Origin of the sequence: Streptomyces vilmorinianum (genome assembly GCF_005517195.1) — a bacterium.
Classification (GTDB): domain Bacteria; phylum Actinomycetota; class Actinomycetes; order Streptomycetales; family Streptomycetaceae; genus Streptomyces; species Streptomyces vilmorinianum.
In genome coordinates this window covers 845,359-864,445 of sequence record NZ_CP040244.1, presented here as the reverse complement: position 1 = coordinate 864,445, position 19,087 = coordinate 845,359, and the positions used below count along the sequence as shown (strand labels likewise).

14 protein-coding genes are annotated in these 19,087 nt (G+C 73.1%); 4 read left to right on the top strand and 10 right to left on the bottom strand.

All coding sequences use genetic code 11. The features are described 5' to 3' along the window. Positions 1-64 precede the first annotated feature (64 nt). The 4 genes from FDM97_RS04210 to FDM97_RS04200 all read right to left on the bottom strand — a co-directional run bounded on the left by FDM97_RS04210 (position 65) and on the right by FDM97_RS04200 (position 2,635). A complete protein-coding gene (locus tag FDM97_RS04210; protein WP_137994646.1) occupies positions 65-670 on the bottom strand; it encodes a type 1 periplasmic-binding domain-containing protein in 606 nt (201 codons plus the stop codon). Further along, positions 667-1,059: a hypothetical protein gene (locus tag FDM97_RS35675; protein WP_175439031.1), complete on the bottom strand. Its 393-nt coding sequence runs from the start codon at positions 1,057-1,059 to the stop codon at positions 667-669. Before FDM97_RS35675 ends, FDM97_RS04210 begins: the two co-directional genes overlap by 4 nt. A gap of 106 nt (positions 1,060-1,165) precedes the next feature. Further along, complete coding sequence (locus FDM97_RS04205; RefSeq protein WP_137988921.1) at positions 1,166-1,912, bottom strand: N-acetyltransferase; 747 nt, start codon at positions 1,910-1,912, stop codon at positions 1,166-1,168. Between the two features lie 42 nt (positions 1,913-1,954). Further along, positions 1,955-2,635, bottom strand: coding sequence for an HNH endonuclease family protein (locus tag FDM97_RS04200; protein WP_137988920.1), 681 nt, complete (start codon positions 2,633-2,635; stop codon positions 1,955-1,957). 121 nt (positions 2,636-2,756) lie between these two features. On the opposite strand from FDM97_RS04200, the gene FDM97_RS04195 reads away from it, so the two are divergent. Next, the gene (locus tag FDM97_RS04195; RefSeq protein ID WP_137988919.1) at positions 2,757-2,948 is read left to right on the top strand and encodes an antitoxin; all 192 of its coding nucleotides are present in this window, start codon (positions 2,757-2,759) and stop codon (positions 2,946-2,948) included. 74 nt (positions 2,949-3,022) lie between these two features. Here the strand turns inward: FDM97_RS04195 and FDM97_RS04190 are convergent, their stop codons facing one another. After that, positions 3,023-3,886 (bottom strand): SCO6745 family protein, encoded by an 864-nt coding sequence (locus FDM97_RS04190; RefSeq protein ID WP_137988918.1) that lies wholly within the window; start codon positions 3,884-3,886, stop codon positions 3,023-3,025. Positions 3,887-3,991: 105 nt separating this feature from the next. Between FDM97_RS04190 and FDM97_RS04185 the strand changes: the two genes are divergently transcribed. Both FDM97_RS04185 and FDM97_RS04180 read left to right on the top strand, forming a co-directional pair. Continuing rightward, entirely contained in the window at positions 3,992-4,579 is a 588-nt protein-coding gene (locus FDM97_RS04185) for a TetR/AcrR family transcriptional regulator (protein ID WP_137988917.1), read from the top strand. A 170-nt stretch (positions 4,580-4,749) separates the two neighbouring features. Then, a complete protein-coding gene (locus FDM97_RS04180) occupies positions 4,750-5,931 on the top strand; it encodes an SGNH/GDSL hydrolase family protein (RefSeq protein ID WP_254705491.1) in 1,182 nt (393 codons plus the stop codon). A gap of 155 nt (positions 5,932-6,086) precedes the next feature. On the opposite strand, the gene mfd is transcribed toward FDM97_RS04180, so the two are convergent. The 3 genes from mfd to FDM97_RS04160 form a co-directional block, all read right to left on the bottom strand. Continuing rightward, positions 6,087-9,626 carry a transcription-repair coupling factor gene (gene mfd, locus FDM97_RS04170; protein WP_137988915.1) on the bottom strand — a complete coding sequence of 1,180 codons (3,540 nt, stop codon included), beginning with the start codon at positions 9,624-9,626 and terminating at the stop codon, positions 6,087-6,089. 226 nt (positions 9,627-9,852) lie between these two features. Then, on the bottom strand, positions 9,853-12,426 hold the full coding sequence (locus FDM97_RS04165) for an ABC transporter permease (protein ID WP_137988914.1): 2,574 nt from the start codon (positions 12,424-12,426) through the stop codon (positions 9,853-9,855). Further along, positions 12,423-13,211 (bottom strand): ABC transporter ATP-binding protein, encoded by a 789-nt coding sequence (locus FDM97_RS04160; protein ID WP_137988913.1) that lies wholly within the window; start codon positions 13,209-13,211, stop codon positions 12,423-12,425. The genes FDM97_RS04165 and FDM97_RS04160 overlap by 4 nt, the downstream gene beginning before the upstream one ends. A gap of 242 nt (positions 13,212-13,453) precedes the next feature. Here FDM97_RS04160 and FDM97_RS04155 point away from each other — a divergent pair, with 242 nt between their 5' ends. Continuing rightward, the gene (locus FDM97_RS04155; RefSeq protein ID WP_137988912.1) at positions 13,454-15,106 is read left to right on the top strand and encodes an MFS transporter; all 1,653 of its coding nucleotides are present in this window, start codon (positions 13,454-13,456) and stop codon (positions 15,104-15,106) included. Positions 15,107-15,211: 105 nt separating this feature from the next. Here FDM97_RS04155 and FDM97_RS04150 read toward each other — a convergent pair whose 3' ends face one another. Both FDM97_RS04150 and FDM97_RS04145 read right to left on the bottom strand, forming a co-directional pair. Further along, positions 15,212-16,132: a coiled-coil domain-containing protein gene (locus FDM97_RS04150; RefSeq protein WP_137988911.1), complete on the bottom strand. Its 921-nt coding sequence runs from the start codon at positions 16,130-16,132 to the stop codon at positions 15,212-15,214. Between the two features lie 117 nt (positions 16,133-16,249). Then, positions 16,250-19,087 carry an SUKH-4 family immunity protein gene (locus FDM97_RS04145; protein WP_137988910.1) on the bottom strand — a complete coding sequence of 946 codons (2,838 nt, stop codon included), beginning with the start codon at positions 19,085-19,087 and terminating at the stop codon, positions 16,250-16,252.

Sequence of the window (19,087 nt, the reverse complement as noted above, 5' to 3'; positions counted from 1 at the left end):
TTCCACTTGAGGTCGGGCAGTTTATAAGATCTTTACCCAACGCAAGGAACCCGCGGCTTGACCTCTACAGTCCGGAGTCCTTGACGGCCTGTCTGACAGCGTCCGCTACAGCGCTTTTGAGGGTTTTGCCGGAGGTCACGAGCGTGACATTTCCGGCCTTCTTCGAGCCGTCGACGACGACGAACCGGACCTTCGGGTGCTTCCCGGCACCTTCCTCGACGGCCTTCACCTGCGGGGCGCCGGACGCGAGGACGACATCGCACTGGCGCTGCATCAGACCGTTGAAGAACGGCTGTACGTTGGCGAGCGTCTGCTCCCCCATGACGGGCACGAACGTGACCCGAACCTGGGTGTCGCCGGACGCCTCCTGCATCCCCTCCCAGACGGGGGCGGCCGGCGCGCCGGTCACGATGCCCTTCTCGTCGGTGAGGAGACAGGCGTCGAAGTCCTTGTACTGCCGTGCCCGCGGGTCGGGCGGCCCGTCCTGACCGCCGCCGACGAAGAGCCAGACCCCGAGGAGCCCGAGGATCACGACGGCGGCGCTCGCCGTCGTCCAGCCGGCCCGGCCACGGAGCGCGCCGGCGATCCCGGCGAGCACCCGCGCGACGGCGGAAGGCGTGGGGGAATCAGAGCTCTTGGCCGAGTTGCGCCAGGTGCGACGGGTCTTCATCGGGCCTCGACCGCCGTCTTCGAGGACCGGACGACGAGGCAGTGCACCGCCGCGCCGACCGTGGAGCCGAACAGCAGCAGGACGTCCAGGGCGAACTGGGCGCCCCGGGTGCCCTCGGGGGTCAGCCCGACCTGGAACCACCAGCCGACCGTCACCGCCGTGAAGGCGACCGCGGCCAGCCAGTCCCCGCGCGTTCCCCGGCGCAGGGCGAGGACGAGGGAGGGGACGACGCCCAACACCCCGAGGCTCAGCAGCGGGACGACGGCGAGCGCCAGCCGGGCGCGTATCCCGGGCAGGGCGGCCGCGGGAGCCGCGGGGGCCGGCGGCTCCGTGACGACGGCCGCGGGGGCCGGCGGCTCCGTGCTCTCGACGGCGACGGCTTCGTTCACGATCGGGGGACCTCTCGGGGCGGGGACGTACGACGGGGACGCCGTACGGTACATCCCGCGCCCCCGAGCGTCTCCCCCGGGTCGGTCCGCCCCGCAACCGACGGGCCTACAGCGGGTGGCGGACCCATACGTTCGGCTCGACGTACACGGCGAAGCCGCGCGAGGCCTCGCAGTGCACCGGCACCAGGGCGCCCTCGACCTCCACCGGGCCGTCCGTGTCGAACGGCAGCCCGGTCCAGGCGCGCCACTGCTCCACGGAGGCCGAGACCGTCATCGAGGCCGGGGCCACCTTCTCCACCGTGGCGCCCGCCCGGACGTGGACGCGCAGCCAGGGGTCGTGCGGCAGGCCGTCCGACTCGCGGGTACGGAAGGCGTACTCATGGATGGAGGTCGCGGGCTCCAGGTGCTTCGCGTTGGGGCGGACCGGTGCGACGACCTCCGAGAAGCCGAGGCGGCGGGCGTTGTCCCGCATGGCGCCCAGCATCTTCCCCGAGAGCCCCTGGCCCAGGGCGTCCGTGGCCACGCAGACCTCGATCGCGCTGACGGTGTCGGGCTCACGCCCGAGCCGCCGGTCGGAGAACGCCCAGAGCAGGACCTGGTCCCAGCCGGTGGCGGGCAGCTCGCCGCGGCCCTCGGCGTGGAGCCGGAAGGGGACGCTGAAGGCACGTGCGACGACGTTGTCCTCGGCGTCGGTGGCGACCAGGACGTACTCAGGCAGCTCGGCGACGATCCGCGGGAAATGGGACCAGCCGATCGGGTCGTTGAGTATGAACTCCGGCCAGAGGTCCTTCATCGCCCACATCTGCGCCTGAAGTCCGGGGCGCTCGGCGAGAGTCGTGATCTTCAGCTCCATGGGAGGGGAGGCTAACGGTCGTTCGCATCCACCCCAACCGAATTACGGGAGCCGCTGGTCCGGGCAGCCGCCGAGGACCTTCTTCATCGCGTCGCGCTCGCCCCGGGTGACCCACACCCCGTACTTCTTCTTCACCGCGACCTGCGCGGCGACATACGTGCAGCGGTACGCCTTGTTGGGCGGCAGCCAGGTCGCGGCGTCCCCGTCGGACTTGCGGCGGTTGGCGGTCGAGTCGACGGCGAGCAGGTTGAGCGGATCGTTGGCGAAGCGGCGCCGCTTCTCCGCGTCCCACTGCTGGGCACCCTTCTGCCAGGCGTCGGAAAGTGCGACGAGATGGTCTATGTCGACCTTGCTGCGGCCGCGCACGAAGTCGATACGGTCCCCGGTGTACGGGTCGTCGGCGAGGACGCCGGAGGCGACCTTGCAGTCACGGTCCTTGAAGCGGACCTCGGCGAGGTCGCGCTTGAGGATGTCGTCGCGGGTCCCGCAGCCGTTGCCGTCGACGTCGGCCCAGGCGCGGCCGAACTTCTCCCGGTCGTAGCCGGTCTTGGGGGCGCGCCCCTTGACGGTGAGGGTGTCCACGGCGGCGAGCGCGGAGCCGCCGCGGCCCGCGCCGGGGGCGCCCTCGGCCGTGGAGCCGTCAGGGGGCGCCGTACAGCCGGAGGTTATGAGGACGGCGGCGGCAAGTGCGGCGAGGGGGAGGGTCCTGCGGTAGCTGGGCACGTCCGGATCCTAGCCACAGGCCCTCGTGGTCCAGACCATTGCGTCGTTCGGCGCGCGGAATCGACGGGGGGCGCGTAGCGTCGAATGCGCTGTATGTCCCCTTCCGAAGGAGTCAACACCCATGGGGATCATGGACAAGCTCAAGGGCATGGTGCGCGGGCACGAGGACCAGGCCCGCCAGGCGTCCGACGCCGCAGAGCGCACGATCAACGAGAAGACCGGGAACAAGTACACGGGCCAGGTCGACCAGGCCCAGCAGAAGATCGAGGGCACCCTCGGCATGCCGGACAGGCCGGAGCAGCCGCCGAGCTGACAACCCCCACACGCCTCCGGCCGCGGGGCGCCCCCAGGGCGCCCCGCGGCCTCGGTGTGTCCAGGCCGGTTCGGTCAGATCTTCCCGATCCCCAGCGTGTTCTCGCCCGGCAGCAGCCCGGAGCCGATGACGGTCAGCCAGGGCCCGCCGAGGAGTTCGGCGAGGCGGGCGGTGGCCTCGGGACCGAGGGCGGCCCAGGGGCCGGCGGCCAGGACGTCCGTACGCAGTTCCACCTCCGCGCGCAGGGCGCGGCCGGCCTCGGTGGCCGCGCCGTCGGCGGCGAGCAGGCCGCGGGCGGCCAGGCGTTCGCGGGCGGCGGCCCACTCGGCCTCGCTCCAGCCGCGGCTCGTGAAGGTCTGCTCGGAGGCCGCCCCGACCCCCGCGAAGGAGACCAGCGACTCGGCAGGGTCCAGTCCGGCGGCGAGGAGCGCGGCCAGGTGCCCGTCGCCGCGGTGCTCGCGCAGGATCGTCGCGGCCTGCCAGAGGACCAGGTGCGGGGCGTCGGGCCAGGGCAGCTCGGCGTTGGCGGCGGCGAGCGGGCGCCCGGCCGTCACGGCGGCCTCGGCGGCCCGCCGGGCGAGCGCGGCGGCCTCGGCGAGCTCGGGCCCGTCGACGGTCTCGGCGCCGAGCAGGGAGCGATAGGCGAGGTCGACGGCGCGCAGCCGGGCGTCGAGCACGTCGGCGGGCGCGGCCGTCCGCCAGACCTCCGGCACGTACCGGGCCACCATCTGCGGGCTGAAGCTGTAGAAGGCGGAGCCGATCCGCTCGGCCCCGGCCGGGCCGAGGGGCGCGGCGCGCCAGGCGAAGTAGCCGGGCCAGCGCTCCTTGACGTCGTAGCCCAGCGCCAGGGCCTCGTCGAAGGCCTCGGGGGCGTAGTAGAGAACCGCGTGCAGCGGTTCGAGCAGGTGCCACATCTGCCGTACGCGTCCGGGCTCCATGTCCGTCTCCTCCGTCGCTCCGTCACTCACTCATCTTGACACCGACTAGATTGCCCTCGCGGCCTCGAACTTGTCAATGCCTAGATTCGGCGTAGGCTGCTGTTCATGAGCAGCCGGCGCACCTACCACCACGGCGACCTGCGGCAGGCGGTGCTGACCGCCGCCCTGGACGTCATCGCCACCGAGGGCCCCTCCGCCCTGAGCCTGCGCGACCTGGCCCGCCGCGCGGGCGTCTCGCACGCGGCCCCGGCCCACCACTTCAAGGACCGGGCGGGCCTGCTGACGGCCGTCGCGACCGAGGGCTTCGACCTGCTGGCGCAGGCGCTCGGCGAGGCGAAGGACCTGAAGGACGCGGGGGTGCGGTACGTACGGTTCGCCACCGAGCACCCGGCGCACTTCCAGGTGATGTTCCAGCCGGACCTGCACCGGCCCGACGACCCGGAGCTGCTCGCCGCCAAGGAACGCGCCGGCGACCGGCTCCGGGCGGGCGTCGCGGGCGTGTCCGCCGACGGCCGCGGTCCCGATCCGCGCCTCGCGGGCGTCGCGGCCTGGTCCCTGGCCCACGGCTTCGCGACGCTGCTGCTCAGCCACAACCTCGCGGGCCCGGTCGGCGACCGGGACCCCGAGGAGGTCTTCCGCACGCTCGCGGGGCTGCTGTTCGCGGCCGGCGGTCCCCAAGCGCCCGGGGAATAGCCGGAGTCGGTCCGCGCTTGACCACGTGCATGGCTCCTATGACTCCCATGACCCCCCTGGCCCCCGTGACCTCCACGACGCCCATACGACGCACGCGACGCACGCGACACACGGCTGTCGCACTCTTAGGCGCGGCCGCCCTGACGGCGCTCCCGCTCGCGGACGGCGCGATGGCGTCGGAGCAGCACGGCGGCGGCGCGTGGCGCGGCGCCTGGGCCACCTCGGTCCAGCACCCGACGGCGCCCTTCGGGCCCAACTGGTCCCAGCAGGGCTTCTCGAACCACACGGTCCGCCAGGTCGTCCGCGTCACCACCGGCGGCACCAAGGCCCGTATCGAGCTCTCCAACCGGTACGGCACGGGCCCGCTGGTCATCACCGGCGCGACCGTCGCCCGCACGGACAAGGGCGCCTCCGTGAAGCCCGGTTCGGTCCGGCAGCTGTCCTTCGGCAAGGGCGGCCGGTCCGTGACGATCCCGGCCGGCGGGACGGCGTACAGCGACGGCGTCCCGATCAGGGTCGAGGCCCTGGAATCGCTGACCGTCACCCTCTACCTGGCCGCCCCCACCGGGCCGGCCACCTTCCACACCTTCTCCGCCGCCACCAGCTACCGGGCGGACGGCGACCACCGTTCCGACCAGGACGGGACGGCGTTCAAGGAGTCCAGCCACTCCTGGTACTTCCTGTCCGGCGTCGAGGTGAGCGGCGGCGCGCCCGCGCGCCGGGACGGCGTCGTGGCCTTCGGCGACTCCATCACCGACGGCGTCGGCTCGGGCCTCGGCGCCGACAACCGCTACCCCGACGAGCTGGCCGAACGCTTCGCCGCCGCCGGCAGGCCGCGCAGCGTCCTCAACCACGGCATCGGCGGCAACCAGGTCACCAACGACACGACCTGGGCGGGCGAGAAGGGGGTGGAGCGCTTCAAGAAGGACGTGCTCACCGAGCCGGGCGTGCGCACGGTCATCGTCCTCGAAGGCATCAACGACATCGGAGGCAGCGGCCCGTCCTTCCCGGGCGGACCGACCCCCGAGGTCTCGGTCGAGCAGCTCATCGAGGGCCACCGCTCACTGATCCGCCAGGCCCACGCCAAGGGCCTCAAGATCGTCGGCGCGACGCTGACCCCGATCAAGGGCTCGTTCTACGACACCCCGGCCAACGAGGCCAAGCGGGACGCGGTCAACGAGTGGATCCGCGACTCCGGCGCGTACGACGCCGTCGTCGACTTCGACCGCGCGGTCTCCGACCCGACGGACCGCGACGCGCTGCTCCCCGCGTACGACTCGGGCGACCGTCTCCACCCGAACGACGCGGGCTTCCGCGCCATGGCCGAGGCACTCGACCTCGACGCGCTCTGACGGGACCTCCGGGGGCCGGCCGAGCGCGGCCGGCCCCCGGAACTCGGCCCCCGGACCCCGGACCCGTACCCGGACCCGGACCCGTACTCGGACCCGTACTCGGACCCGGACCCCGGACCCCAGCCCCCGGCCCCCGGAACCCTGGCAACCCTCGTCTACGAGCCCAGGATCGTGGTCAGGAACTCCCCCGTCCACGCCAGCAGTTCGCGCCCCACCACCGGCTTCCCGCCGATCTTCCCGCTCGTCGGGCGCGGCACCAGGATCTGGTGGACGGCCGGCTTGACGACCGTGCGCGGGTACAGGCGCTTCAGGCGCAGCTCCTGCGACTCGCGCAACTCCACCGGCGCGAAGCGGATGTTCGGGCCCTGGAGGACGATCTCGCCGACGCCGCAGGCGCGGGCCAGCATCCGCAGACCGGCGACCAGGAGCAGGTTCTCGACCGGCTCGGGGAGCTTGCCGTAGCGGTCGGTGAGCTCCTCCCGTACCGCCTTGATGTCCTCCTCCGTGTTCGCCGAGGCGATCGCGCGGTACGCCTGGAGACGCAGCCGCTCGCCCGGCGCGTAGTCGTGGGGGACATGGGCGTCGACCGGGAGCTCGATCTTGACCTCCAGGGGCGGCTCCTCCTCGACACCGCCCTCCAGGGAGGCGCGGTAGTCGGCGACCGCCTCGCCCACCATCCGTACGTACAGGTCGAACCCGACGCCCGCGATGTGGCCGGACTGCTCGCCGCCGAGCAGGTTGCCCGCGCCGCGGATCTCCAGGTCCTTCATGGCCACGTACATGCCCGCGCCCATCTCGGTGTGCTGGGCGATCGTCGCGAGCCGCTCGTGGGCGGTCTCGGTGAGCGGCTTCTCCGGCGGGTAGAGGAAGTAGGCGTAGCCCCTCTCCCGCCCCCGGCCGACGCGGCCGCGCAGCTGGTGCAGCTGCGACAGGCCGAAGTTGTCGCCACGCTCCACGATCAGCGTGTTGGCGTTGGAGATGTCGATGCCGGACTCGACGATCGTCGTCGAGACGAGCACGTCGAACTTCTTCTCCCAGAAGTCGACGACGACCTGCTCCAGGGCGCTCTCGCCCATCTGACCGTGAGCGGTCGCGATCCGCGCCTCCGGGACGATCTCCCGCAGCCGGGCCGCCGCCCGGTCGATCGACTCGACGCGGTTGTGGATGTAGAAGACCTGGCCCTCGCGCAGGAGTTCACGGCGTACGGCCGCGCCGATCTGCTTCTCCTCGTACGGGCCGACGAAGGTGAGGACGGGGTGCCGCTCCTCCGGCGGGGTGGTGATCGTCGACATCTCGCGGATGCCGGTGACCGCCATCTCGAGCGTACGGGGGATGGGGGTCGCGGACATCGTCAGGACGTCGACGTCGGCCCGCAGCTTCTTCAGCTGCTCCTTGTGCTCGACACCGAAGCGCTGCTCCTCGTCGACGATGACCAGACCGAGGTCCTTGAACTTCGTCTCGGACGAGAACAGGCGGTGCGTGCCGATGACGATGTCGACCGAGCCGTCCCGCAGGCCCTCCATCGTCGCCTTCGACTCGCTCTCCGTCTGGAAACGGGAGAGCGCGCGGGTGACGACGGGGAACTGCGAGTACCGCTCCGAGAACGTCCCGAAGTGCTGCTGCACGAGGAGCGTCGTCGGTACGAGAACGGCGACCTGCTTGCCGTCCTGGACCGCCTTGAACGCGGCGCGGACCGCGATCTCCGTCTTGCCGTAGCCGACGTCGCCGCAGATCAGGCGGTCCATGGGGACCGTCTTCTCCATGTCCTCCTTCACCTCGGCGATGGTGGACAGCTGGTCGGGCGTCTCCGCGTACGGGAAGGCGTCCTCCAGCTCCCGCTGCCAGGGGGTGTCGGGGCCGAAGGCGTGGCCGGGCGCCGCCATCCGGGCGGAGTACAGCTTGATCAGGTCGGCGGCGATCTCCTTGACCGCCTTCTTCGCGCGCGCCTTGGTCTTCGTCCAGTCCGCGCCGCCGAGCCGGTGCAGGGTCGGCGCCTCGCCGCCCACGTACTTGGTGACCTGCTCCAGCTGGTCGGTGGGGATGTACAGCCGGTCGCCGGGCTGGCCGCGCTTGGCGGGGGCGTACTCGACGAGGAGGTACTCGCGGGTGGCGCCCTGGACGGTCCGCTGGACCATCTCGATGTAGCGGCCGACACCGTGCTGCTCGTGCACGATGTAGTCGCCGACCTCCAGGGTCAGCGGGTCGATGGTCTTGCGGCGCTTGGCCGGCATCCGCCGGCCGTCCTTGCCGGCCGCCTTCTGGCCGGACAGGTCGGTCTCGGTGAGGACGGCGAGCTTGAGGGCCGGGTCGACGAAGCCGTAGTCGATCGAGCCCGTCGCCACATGGACGACGGACGGGGAGATCTCGGCCAGGTCGGCGTCGAGGCGGGCCGCGATGCCCTCGCCACCGAGGACCTCGACCGTGCGGGCCGCCGGGCCGTGCGCCTCGGTGACGTAGACCGTGCGCCAGCCGTCGGCGAGCCAGCCCTTGGTGTCGGCGAGCGCGCGGGCGGTGTCGCCGCGGTACGTCTCCGGGGCGTGCATCCCGAGCTTCATCGTGTCCGCGTCGGAGTCGTCCGCGCTCTCGTCCGCGGCGAACGGCGAGACCGACCACCACATCATGCCGAGCTCGCGCGCCCGGTCCCGTACGTCCGCGATCCCCCACAGGGAGGCCGCGCCGACGTCGATCGGGGCCTCGCCGCCACCCGCGGTGGCCGCCCAGGACGCCTGCAGGAACTCGTGACTCGTCGCGACGAGGTCCGCCGCCCTCGTCCGGACCCGCTCGGGGTCGCAGACCATCGTCATGGAGCCCTTGGGCAGCACGTCGAGCAGCAGCTCCATGTCGTCGACGAGGACCGGGGCGAGGGACTCCATGCCCTCGACCGCGATCCCCTCGGCGATCTTGCCGAGAAGCTCGCCCAGCTCGGGGTGGAGCTCCGCGAGGGCGGCGGCCCGCTGCTTCACGTCCTCGGTGAGGAGCAGCTCACGGCAGGGCGGGGCCCACAGGCCGTGCTCGGCGACCTCCAGGGAGCGCTGGTCGGCGACCTTGAAGTAACGGATCTCCTCGACGTCGTCGCCCCAGAACTCGATCCGGAGCGGGTGCTCCTCGGTCGGCGGGAAGACGTCCAGGATGCCGCCGCGCACGGCGAACTCGCCGCGCTTCTCGACCAGCTCCACCCGGGAGTACGCGGCGGCCGCGAGGCCCTCCACGATCTCGTTCAGGTCCGCCGTCTGCCCGGTGCGCAGGGCGACGGGCTCCAGGTCTCCGAGCCCCTTGACCTGCGGCTGGAGCACCGACCGTACGGGCGCGACGACGACGGACACCGGGCCGGCGGACGGGTCGTCGGCGGAGGGGTGCGCGAGGCGGCGCAGCACGGCGAGGCGGCGGCCGACGGTGTCGGAGCGGGGCGAGAGCCGCTCGTGCGGCAGGGTCTCCCAGGAGGGGTAGTCGACGACCGTGTCCGGGTCGAGGAGGCTGCGCAGCGCGGCGGCCAGGTCCTCGGCCTCCCGCCCGGTCGCGGTGACGGCGAGCACGGGCCGCCCGGCCTCCCGCGCGAGCCCGGCGATGGCGAAGGGGCGCGCGGCCGGGGGCCCGACCAGGTCCACATGCATGCGGTTGCCGTCCGCCGCGGCCTTCACCGCCTCGGCGAGGGCCGCGTCCTTGACGACTACATCAAGCAGACCGTGCAAACTCATGGACTTCCATCCCGGGGGTTACGGGGGGTGGGCAACGCGAACAGCCCGACACGTCTCACGGGCCGGGGGTAGTCCCACCCTACGACGCCCCGCCGGGAGCCGCGCCCGAAAACCCGCGGCGGCGGGTGGGACGCGCGCGACACCGGTTGACAGACGCACGCGCGGCGGCCCCGGTCCGGCATCGGGCGATGCCGGACCGGGGCCGTACCCCCGTGACTCCGCGCCGCTACTCGGTCGCGATCGCGTTCAGGACGTTCATCCGGCCCGCGCGGAACGCCGGGATCAGGGCCGCGAACAGGCCCACGAACGCCGAGCCGACGAAGACCGTCAGGATCGTCGGCCACGGGATCTCCAGGACCCCCAGGCCCTCCAGGGCCAGGAGCTTCTGGGCCGCCGTGCCCCAGCCCATGCCCAGGGCGAGGCCCAGGAGGGCGCCGAAGAGGGCGATGACCACCGACTCCAGGCGGATCATGCGGCGCAGCTGGCGGCGCGAGAGGCCGATGGCGCGCATCAGGCCGATCTCCCGGGTCCGCTCGACCACCGACAGCGCGAGCGTGTTCACCACGCCGAGCACGGCGACGATGATCGCCAGGGCGAGGAGCCCGTACACGATGTTCAGGAGCTGGCCGACCTGGTCCTTCAGGTCCTGCTTGTAGTCGGCCTGGTTGCTCACCTTGTACTGCGGGTAGGCGGCGAGCGACGACTTCAGGGCCGCGTACGCCTCCGCCTCCTTGCCGTCCTCGGCGGTCGCGAACATGATCACGCTCTTGGGCATCTTCTCGGCAGGGAGGTAGCGCTCCGCGGTGGTGATGTTGGTGTACATCACCCCCTTGTCGACGTTGTTCTCGTCCGAGGTGATCGCCGCGATCCTGAGCTTCGCGCTCTCGCCGCCCTTGAAGGCGACGGTCAGCTCGTCGCCGACCTTCACTCCGTGCTCGCTCGCGTAGTCGCTGCCCACCGACATCGCGTTCGTGCCGTACGCGTCCAGGAGCGTGCCGGCGGTCGTGTCGCGGCGCAGGTCCTTCGCGTAGGTCGGGTCGGCGGCGACCACGCCCTTGTCCACGGTCTTGCCCCGTGGGTCGGTGATCTTCGCCTCGACCCACTTGTACTCGGTGACGTGGTCCAGGCCCGGGGTCTTCTCCAGGGCCGCCTGGGCCTGCGGCATGACCGGCTGCCCGTTGGTGGACCGGACGATGAAGTCCGCGCCGACCGAGCGGTCCAGCTCCTCGGTGGCCGAGGCGACCATCGACGAGCCGACCACCGAGAGGCAGGCGACGAGCGCGAGGCCGATCATCAGGGCGGCGCCGGTGGCGCCCGTACGGCGCGGGTTGCGCAGCGCGTTGCGCTCGGCCATCCGCCCGACCGGGCCGAAGATCCGCAGGACGACGGCGCCGAGGACCCGGACGACCCCGCCCGCGAGCAGCGGTCCGACGACGATGAAGCCGATGAGGGAGAGGACGACGCCGAGGCCGAGCCAGAGGGACCCGGTGCCTGCCTTCTCCGCCTGGGTCGCCGTCCACAGCGCGGCGGCGCCGCCCGCCGTGAGGGCCAGGCCGAGCCCGGCCCGTACCAGGCCCGCCTTGCCGTCGGCCGGGGTCCCGGCGTCGCGCAGGGCGGCCATCGGGGAGACCTTGCCGGCCCGGCGGGCCGGGATGTAGGCGGCGAGGACGGTGACGACGATGCCGAGGAGGAGGCCGACGGCCGGGGTCGTCCACTTGACGGTCAGGTCCTCGGTGGACAGTTCCATGCCCATGGAGCCCATGAGCTCCATCAGGCCGATCGCGAGTCCGACGCCCGCCGCGACACCGGCGATCGAGCCGACGACGCCGAGGAGCAGCGCCTCGACGAGGACGGAGCGGTTGACCTGCTTGCGGCTGGAGCCGATGGCCCGCATGAGGCCGATCTCGCGGGTGCGCTGGGCGACCAGCATGGAGAAGGTGTTGACGATGAGGAAGATGCCGACGAGGAAGGCGATTCCGGCGAAGCCGAGCATCGCGTACTTCATGACGTCGAGGAAGCCCGCGACGTCCTCGCGGCCCGCGTCGGCGACCTCGGCCGCGGTCTGCAGCGTGTAGCCGCCGCCGACCGTCGCGGCGATGTTGCTCTTGAGCGTCTCGTCGCTGACCCCGGGGGCGGCGTCGGCCGTGATCTGGGTGAACAGGCCTTCCTTGCCGAGGAGTTCACGCTGCGCCGTGGCGAGGTCGAAGTAGACGACGGTGGCACCGGGGTTGGTGACCTTGAACTCGACGATGCCGGAGATCCGGGCCGTGAAGTCACCGGTGACGGCGATGGTGCGCAGCTCGTCGCCGATCTTCAGCTTGTGCTTCTCGGCGGTGCCGGCGTCGACCATCATCTCGGTGGGCCCGCGCGGCTCGTGGCCGGAGGTGATGTCCACCGAACGCAGCTCGTTGGGGCCCCAGTTGACGGCGATCGTCGGGGCGCCGCTGGTGGGCCCGACGTTCTTGTCGCCGGAGTCGACGACGGTGACGCTCAGCGAGATGACCGAGCCCTGGGCGTCCTTGACGCCCTCGGCCTTGCGGACCTGGTCGACGAGGGAGGCGGGCAGGGTCTCGGGGCGGCCGCTCTGCGGCGTCTCGTCGTCGACCGCCGCGTCCTTGGGGCTGAGGGTGACGTCGGAGGCCGTCGACGCGAAGAGCTTGTCGAAGGTGGTGTTCATGGTGTCCGTGAACACGAGCGTGCCGCTCACGAACGCCACGGAGAGCAGGACGGCGACGGCGGAGAGCGCCATGCGGCCCTTGTGCGCGAAGAAGTTGCGCAGCGAGGTCTTGAGGACGGTCATGACGTCCGCCCGCGCGCGTCGAAGTCCTTCATCCGGTCCAGTACGGCGTCGGCGGTGGGCCGGAACATCTCGTCGACGATCCGGCCGTCCGCGAGGTAGAGGACGCGGTCGGCGTACGACGCGGCCACCGGGTCGTGGGTGACCATGACGATCGTCTGGCCGAGCTCGTCGACCGACTGCCGCAGGAAGCCGAGGACTTCGGCCCCGGCGCGGGAGTCGAGGTTTCCGGTCGGCTCGTCACCGAAGATGATCTCGGGCCGGGCGGCGAGCGCGCGGGCCACGGCGACGCGCTGCTGCTGGCCGCCGGAGAGCTGGTTGGGCCGGTGCCCCAGCCGCTCGGCCAGGCCGACGGTGGACACGACCCGGTCGAGCCAGGCCGCGTCCGCCCTGCGGCCGGCGATGTCCATCGGCAGCGTGATGTTCTCCAGCGCGTTGAGGGTCGGCAGCAGGTTGAACGCCTGGAAGATGAAGCCGATCCGGTCCCGGCGCAGCTGGGTGAGCTTCTTGTCCTTCAGACCGGTGATCTCGGTCTCGTCGAGGAAGATCTGGCCGCTGGTGACGGTGTCGAGACCGGCGAGGCAGTGCATCAGGGTCGACTTGCCGGAGCCGGAAGGGCCCATGATCGCGGTGAACTGGCCGCGGGCGATGTCCACATCGACATGGTCGAGCGCGACGACCCGGGTCTCGCCCACGCCGTACGCCTTGACGACCTGCCGCGCCCGCGCGGCGACGGCCGTAAGCCCTCCAGTGCCCCCGTGCCTGGGGATGGTCACAGCCGAAGTCACGGTATGTCTCCTATGTCTGTGTCGGATCCGACTCGTGTCCGAGTCTGCGAGAGGGCGGGGCGTCGGGTCACTGGGGCCTGTCGCACTCTTCGCCCTGGGGTTTTCCGTAAGACCAAGCTAAAGACCGAGGACGATCGTTCTCGTCCTCCGCCGGGACGAAGGACCCCTGCCCTCTATGGGGGAGGGACCCCTAGGGGTTCTCCACCCATGGTTCGAGTGAGAGGCTGTCCCGACGAAATTAGATGTACGACCCATCAGGTGGCGTCGGCGGGCGGGGAGGGGAATCCGGGGTGTCCGAGACGACGGCGGAGCAGGCCGCGGCACCGGTCGCCACTCCGCGCGGCCGCGGACCGGTCGTCGCGGCGCTCATGCTGGGGATGGCCCTGGCCGCGCTGGACGGCACGGTCGTCTCGACCGCCGTGCCGCAGATCGTCGGCGACCTCGGCGGTCTCTCGGTCTTCTCCTGGCTGTTCTCCGGCTATCTGCTCGCCGTGACGGTGACACTGCCGGTGTACGGGAAGCTCTGCGACACCTTCGGCCGCAAGCCGGTCCTGATCGCCGGGACCGTCCTCTTCCTCATCGGCTCCCTGCTGTGCGCGGCGGCGTGGAGCATGGGCTCGCTGATCGCGTTCCGGATCGTCCAGGGCCTGGGCGGCGGCGCGCTCCAGGGCACGATCCAGACGATCGCGGCGGACCTGTACCCGCTGAAGGAACGCCCGAAGATCCAGGCGAAGCTCTCCTCGGTCTGGGCCACGGCCTCGGTCGCGGGCCCGGCGGCGGGCGGACTGCTGGCGGGGTACGCGGACTGGCGCTGGATCTTCCTGATCAACCTGCCGGTGGGCCTGGTGGCGCTGTGGCTGGTCGCGCGGTATCTCGTGGAGCCGGGGAGGGCGGGGGCGGGGCGGACGCGGGCAGGCCGGACCGGCGCGGGGCGGACGCGGGCACGGACGGCGCAGGCGGGGAAGGCACAGGCAGGGAAGACGGAGGCCGGAGCGACGCGGCCCCCCGTCGACTGGGCCGGGGCGGTCGCCGTCTTCGCCACCGGGGCCCTGCTGCTGACCGCCCTCGTCCAGGGCGGCATCGCCTGGCCCTGGCTGTCCGCGCCCTCCCTCGGCCTGTTCGGGGGCGCGCTCGCCCTCGCCGGGGTGACGGTCCTCGTGGAGCGCCGGGCCGCCGAGCCGATCATCCCCGGCTGGATCTGGCGCCGCCGCACGATCGCCGCGGTCAATCTGGCCCTCGGCGCGCTCGGCCTGCTGATGGTCGCCCCGACCGTCTTCCTGCCCACCTACGCCCAGGCCGTCCTCGGCCTCGGCCCGATAGCCGCCGGCTTCGTGCTCTCCGCGATGACCCTCAGCTGGCCGGTCACCGCGGCCCTCTCCAACCGGATCTACACCCGCATCGGCTTCCGGCTCACCGCGGTCGTCGGCATCACCCTCGCGCTCCTCGTCCTGCTCGCCTTCCCCTTCCTCCCCTTCCCCGGAGAGCCCTGGCAGCCGGCGCTGCTCATGCTGCTGCTCGGCGGCGCGCTCGGCCTCTTCCAGCTCCCGCTCATCGTCGGGGTCCAGTCGACCGTCCCGTACGGGGAGCGCGGCACGACGACCGCGTCCGTCCTCTTCTGCCGCCAGGTCGGCCAGAGCGTCGGCGCGGCCCTCTTCGGCGCGATCGCCAACGGCGTCCTCGCCTCCCGCCTCGGCGGCGCCACCGACCTGGACAGCCTGGCGTACGCCCTGGACCACGCCGACGACAGCCTGCGCCGCGCGGTCGACGCGGCCGTCGACTACGTGTACCTGGGCGCGGCGGGAGCGGCGGCGCTGGCGCTCCTGGTCCTCCTCACGCTGGCCCCGCGCCGCTTCCCCGTCCTCAAGGAGCATCAGGACGAGGGTTCCTCGGCCTGAAGCTCACGGACGCCCCGTAGCGCGAGGAGCAGTGGAGCCCGGAAGAACGGCAGCGCGAGCAGATCGCGGCGGTGACGGCGCCGCGATCCGCCGTGGGCAGGCCGTTCAGCCGTCTCCGTCTCCATCTCCCCCTCCCCCTCCCCCTCCCTCGTCACCGTCCTCCAGAGCCAGAGCCGTACGCCCCGTCAGAGACGCCAGCGACGTCCGGATGTGGTCCACATGGGCCAGGATCTCCTCCCGCGCCTCCTCGTGCTCCCGCAGGACCCGCTCCGTCGCCCGCTCGATCCGTTCCTGCTGCGACCGCGCCTCCGCAAGGAGCTCCGCCGCGCGAGCCTCCGCGTCCTCCTGGCCGTGGCGGATCTGCTCGCGCGTCCTCGCGAGAGCCCGTTCGGCCTCCGCCAGGCCGGCCCGCGCGTCGGCGAGGAGCTCCTGGTGGCGGGCGTCCAGCTCCGCCGCCTGCGCCGTACGCTCGCGCTCGGCCTCCTCCCGGAGCGCCGCCTGCTCCGCGCGCCGGGTCTTCAGCAGCCCCGCCGCGCGGCGGGCGGCCTCCTCGAACTCCTCCCGCGCCTCCGCCCGCTGCTCCTCCGCCGCGCGGCGGGCCGCCGCCCGGGTCGCCTTGGCCTCCTCGTCGGCCCGTACGAGGATCGCGCCGGCCGCCGCCTCCGCCTCCGCCCGCACCTCGTTCGCGTACACCCGCGCCGCCTCGGCCGCCGCGCGGCCCTCCTCCTCCGCGGCCTCGGCGAGGGTCTGCGCCCGGGCCTCCGCGGCGCGTACGAGGTTGTCCTCCTCCGCCTCCGCGAGCTCGAGGATCGTCCGCGCCCGCTCCCCCAGGGACTCGTACCGCTGCGGGGCGAGCGCCGCCACCACCTCCCGCAGCCCGGCCGCCTCCGCCTCCATCTCCTTCGCGAGGACGGTCAGCCGGGCCGCCCGCTCCCAGGCGGCGTCCCGTTCGCCGGAGAGCGCGGCGAGGTGGCGGTCGACCTGCTCGGGGCGGTAGCCGCGGCCCCGCCCGACGGAGAAACCCATCTCTGACGCCCCTTCCGTAATGGCCCGAATGACCAGGATGCGACACCAGACTCCCTCAGACACGACAAAAGGCGCCCGACGTGACATACACGTCGGGCGCCTTCGGTCACCAATGGGCTAGAGCAGACCGTCCCACATCTGCTCCAGGAGCACCGACCACCAGTTCTCGGGCGACGCGAGCGCCGCCGGGTCCAGCATCGCCAGCTGCGCCTGGAAGTCGACCGTCCAGCGACCCGCCTGCTCCGGGTTGAGCCCGAACCGCAGCCGCCACATCCGGCCGAGCAGCGCCATGGAGCGCGTGAACTCCGGCAGCCCGCTGTTCACGAACTGCGGCGGCACCGGCTGCCCGCCCGGACCGGCCTCGACCGGTACGGCGACGATGTGCGCGGTCCCGTACTGGACGCAGATCGCCCGCCCGAAGTCCGAGCCGATCACGAGGTACGAGCCCGCGTCCGAGGCCGGCTGGACCTGCCGCTGCGCCGCGAGTTCGGCCAGCGTCGGAACGACCGGCTGAGCCGGCTGCGCCCAGAAGAACGGCCCGAAGTCGGCCGGCAGACCCGCCCATACGAGAGTCAGCGCGACGACCTCCGGCACGCCCTGCCGGGAGACGGCCCGCTGGTCGAACCGGCAGATACCCGGGCCGAAGGCACCGGCCAGCTCCTGCGCCACACCCTCCGGAGGGATCGGCGGAGCCGGCTGCACCGGCGGCAGCGGGGCGCGGACCGGCGCCGGGCGGGCCGGACCGTCCGCGACCTGATGCAACTCGCCCTGGTGGGTGAGGAGTTGCCGCATGCCCTGCTGACGCCCCGCGTGATCCCTGCCGTACGGCGCGATGTTGGTGATCCGCGCCTGCGGCCAGGTCTCCCGGATCATCCGGGCACAGTAACCGCCCGGCAGCTCACAGGACTCCAACTCCGTGTGCAGTTCGAGGACTTGCTGCGGCGGCACGTTCATGGCGCGCAGCTCGTGCAGGATCTGCCACTCGGGGTGCGGCGTACCGGGCGCGGACCGCCGGATGATCTGCGCCTCGGAGCCGTCGGGCGCGCGGTAACGCAGCACGGCCTGGTAGCCGGGGCCGACCGTGGGCTGACCGGTGGGCTGCTGCGGGTACCCGTACGCCGGGGGCGGCGTGCCCTGGGCGCCGAGCGGGGCGCCGGGAGCGGACGGCGGAGGCACCGGCGGTCCGGGCGGACCACCCGGACCGGGGTGCGCCAGCATCGTCGCCGCGTGGTGCACCCCACCGGGCGGAGTGCCCGGCGCACCGGGCGGCCCGGGCGGTCCCGGCGGACCGCCGGGACCGGGGTGGGCCAGCATCGTCGCCGCGTGCGCGACACCGGCACCGGCGCCGTCGGAACCACCGGGCATCCCCGGCGGCGCGGGCGGAGGCGGCGGCGTACCGGGCCCGCCCTGGCTCGGGTTCGCGAGCATGGTCGCGGCCTGGTGCACGGGCCTGGGCGGCGTGGGCGGACCGGGCGGCGTGGGTGGCCCGGGCGGACCGGGCGGCTGGGGCCCGTCGGGCCCGAGCTGCGCCACCAGCTGCGTCGGTACGTAACCGCCGGCGGGCGCACCGGGAACTCCGGGCGCCTGAGGCGGCGGCGGAGTGTTCCCGCCACCCCCACGTGCGGCCCGCGGCGGCAGCACGGCCTTACTGGTGGCCGCATCCGCGATGTCCCCCGCCCGGGAACCCCCGGGGGCGGGGGGAGGAGTGGCCGTCGAGCTGGGAGCGCCGGGGGCGCCGGGAGCGCCAGGCGCCGCAGGGACACCCGGGGCTCCGGGCACACCAGGACCACCGGCCGACGCCGAGCCTCCCGAGGCCCAAGGCGCACCGGAACCACCGGTGGACGCCGGACCGCCGGGACCACTGGCAGTACCGGGACCGCCCGAAGCGCCAGGCGCACCGGCAGCACCCGGCGCCGGAGGAACATCGGGGCCACCGGACGGTGACGGGCCACCGGAACCCACGGGCGCGCCGGGAGCACCCGGCGTCGCAGGCATAGCGGGTCCGCCGGCCGAGCCCGGGCCGCCCTGCGGCAACGGACCACCCGCGCCCCCGGGCAAACCAGGCGCACCAGGCGCACCCGGGTCGGCGGGAGCACCCGGCGTACTACCCGGGCCCGCGCCAGGCGCCGAAGGCGCCCCCGGCGGCGGGGCGTTCGGGTCGAGCCTCGGGGCCACCGCCGTCGGCGGCAGTGCGCTGCCGCCCGACATCAGGGCAGTCGGGGCGTCCGCGCCCACCACCGGGGGCGGGGTGTCGTCGTCGTCCGCGCCCGAGAGCGGCGGTGCGAACACCGTCGCCGGCAGCGGCACGGAGCCGTCCGCACCGCCCAAGCTCGCGTTCGCGTCCACCCACGGGCTGCCGCCCGGCGGCGTCTCCGCCGGCACACCGTCCGACGCCGTCGGCTCGTAGTCGACCGGACGCCCCGCCGAGGCAGCACCCACGGAAACGCCCTCCGAGGCGTCCGCCGACGCACCGACCGACGCATCGGCCACCGCCCCCGCCCCCGCCGACTCCCCCGCCGACTCCGCGGACGACGAACTCCCGCCCGCCTGCGACGCGTTCGGCCCCTTCGGCGGCAGACCCAGCTTGTCCGCCGCGTCCTGCAGCCACTCCGGCGGGCTCAGCAGGAACGACGTCGCGTTCAGATCGATCCGCTCCGGCGGCGCCGGCGCCGCCGACCCCGTACCGGCGTCCTCCGGAGCCCCGTACTCCTCCTCGTACCGACGGATCACCTCGCCCACCGGCAGCCCGGGCCACAGCGTCGCCTCGCCGCTGTCCCGCGCGATGACCAGCCGCTGCCGGCCGCCGACCGAGGTCGGGCCCTCCTCGCGGTCCTCCGCCCACACGACGAAGCCCAGCTCGAACTCCCGTACCCGCACCTCGCGGTGCTGGTACGCCGGCACATCACCGTTGATCCATTCCTCGGCGCGCTCCTGCGCCTGCGCGAACGTCACCAC

Bases quoted from the DNA above. Each gene is read 5' to 3' on its own strand.
- FDM97_RS04210 (WP_137994646.1), bottom strand. From the start codon at position 670: ATGAAGACCCGTCGCACCTGGCGCAACTCGGCCAAGAGCTCTGATTCC.
- FDM97_RS04205 (WP_137988921.1), bottom strand. From the start codon at position 1,912: ATGGAGCTGAAGATCACGACTCTCGCCGAGCGCCCCGGACTTCAGGCG.
- FDM97_RS04195 (WP_137988919.1), top strand. From the start codon at position 2,757: ATGGGGATCATGGACAAGCTCAAGGGCATGGTGCGCGGGCACGAGGAC.
- FDM97_RS04190 (WP_137988918.1), bottom strand. From the start codon at position 3,886: ATGGAGCCCGGACGCGTACGGCAGATGTGGCACCTGCTCGAACCGCTG.
- FDM97_RS04185 (WP_137988917.1), top strand. From the start codon at position 3,992: ATGAGCAGCCGGCGCACCTACCACCACGGCGACCTGCGGCAGGCGGTG.
- FDM97_RS04180 (WP_254705491.1), top strand. From the start codon at position 4,750: ATGGCGTCGGAGCAGCACGGCGGCGGCGCGTGGCGCGGCGCCTGGGCC.
- mfd (WP_137988915.1), bottom strand. From the start codon at position 9,626: ATGAGTTTGCACGGTCTGCTTGATGTAGTCGTCAAGGACGCGGCCCTC.
- FDM97_RS04165 (WP_137988914.1), bottom strand. From the start codon at position 12,426: ATGACCGTCCTCAAGACCTCGCTGCGCAACTTCTTCGCGCACAAGGGC.
- FDM97_RS04155 (WP_137988912.1), top strand. From the start codon at position 13,454: ATGTACGACCCATCAGGTGGCGTCGGCGGGCGGGGAGGGGAATCCGGG.
- FDM97_RS04150 (WP_137988911.1), bottom strand. From the start codon at position 16,132: ATGGGTTTCTCCGTCGGGCGGGGCCGCGGCTACCGCCCCGAGCAGGTC.